This is a genomic window from Clostridium sp. DFI.1.208 (genome assembly GCF_024463855.1).
Taxonomy (GTDB): domain Bacteria; phylum Bacillota_I; class Bacilli_A; order Erysipelotrichales; family Erysipelotrichaceae; genus Clostridium_AQ.
The window spans coordinates 1-1,637 of the sequence record NZ_JANGCA010000140.1 but is presented as its reverse complement, the minus strand read 5'-3'; the positions used below and the strand labels follow the sequence as shown (position 1 = coordinate 1,637).

The 1,637-nt window shown below is 51.1% G+C and carries 1 protein-coding gene; it reads left to right on the top strand.

Annotated features, from left to right (window positions below; translation table 11 throughout):
- Nucleotides 1–90: 90 nt before the first annotated feature.
- A partial coding sequence (locus NE665_RS23640) for a hypothetical protein (RefSeq protein ID WP_256302678.1) occupies nt 91–1,637 on the top strand: 1,547 nt, incomplete at its 3' end.

Genomic DNA, 1,637 nt, shown 5'->3' with positions numbered 1-1,637 from the left:
TTCGATATCGGCTCAAATTCAACGGTGTGGCAATGGTGGGACATCCTGATGATGTTCCTCCTGATGTTCACCCTGCTCAGAGCCTTCACGATGTTATTGAAAGCGACTATCGATGAAGAATATGTATTGAAGCTGAGCGGATTACGGATGATCTTCCGTATCATCGCAATCGTTTTAGTCGTTGCCATGACTCCGCTGGTGATCAAAGAATTCACCGCTTTTACGAGCGTCGTGATGGACAGTGTTCCGGATTCCTTCGTAGTAGAGAACAATTTCGCGACTACGAAGCCAAAAACAGACAACAAGCTTCAACAGGAGATTGTTGACAAGCTGTATAAGGAATATGAAGGGATGCCTTCCCAGATCTTTATCAGTTCCGCAAGCAATGGTCAATATCCTCCCTACCAGCTGATCGACATCAACGCCACGGAAGGCGGTATGGATCATTGGTTCGACGGCGTACCGATTGTAGGAGGCTTCTTCAATATCACCTCCGCATTGATCGGAGCTGACGGTGATTATATCTATTTTCCGGATACCACCATGCTGATCTTTCTGATCGTAGAAGGGGTATGCGGCGCTTATATGTTCTTACTGATGGCGATACAGATATCACAGAGGATGATCTCCATCGCGGTCAAGATCCTGATATCTCCCTATCCGATTTCCGGGATCATCAATCCGGACGACAGGAGCTTCGGGTTATGGGTCAAACTGATCAGTGCTGATCTGATCTCGAACGTCCTGCAATATATCATCCTATTGCTTGTCCTGGCTGTCACATCTTCTAAAACGGTACAAAACTTCGGCATCGTCGGCCAGGGGATCTTCTTCCTGGGTGGCATGCTGGCTGTCTTGGTCGGTCCCGGTCAAGTCGCTCAGCTCATCGGCGGGGATGGCATGGGACTCTTCATGACGATGCAGGGCTTCCAGGCGATGAGCGCATTGAAAGGAGTCACACAGGCAATCGGACAAAAAGGAATCGGGATGGCCACAGGAGCGGCAGCTCTGGGGACTTATGGAGCCGGCAGGATGCTGGGCCTGAACTCGCTCGGGAACTATCCGGATGGAGGTGGTATCGGTTCCAACAATCCTATGACAGGCGCATATGATCCGGGAAGCAATCCGGGAAACGGTCCCGGAAGTGGTTCGGGATCCGGAGGTGCAGGAAACATCCCGCCAAGAGCTTTTTCCGAACCACATACGGAGAAACAGGCGCGTGCAGCGAGGAAGTATGGAATCGACATCAGTGATATGAGCAAAGGAGATGCTTCCCTAGCTTTGGACAAAGCAGGTATGGATAAGAGCTACTGGAGAGGTTCGAATCCAGCAGGTGGTGGCGCATCCGGCACGATCAATAAGAGCAATCCAACCTATGGCTTCGGAAATACGCCGACATCAGTCTCTACAGATGGAGGGTATGATAGTGCGATGGAAGATGGCACAGATATAGGCGCATCAAGTAAAGGCATGGATAGTGATGAAGGGATCGATATCGGAACTCCTGCCGAAGGAAATGACGGCAGCTCAGGTGGTGCTTCACAGGATGAAGGAGGCATCCGTCTGAGTCGTGAGGGTACGACCGCAAGGCGTGTCGGTGATTCCTCCACCTTCCGTGCGAGAACCGTCTCCAAAGT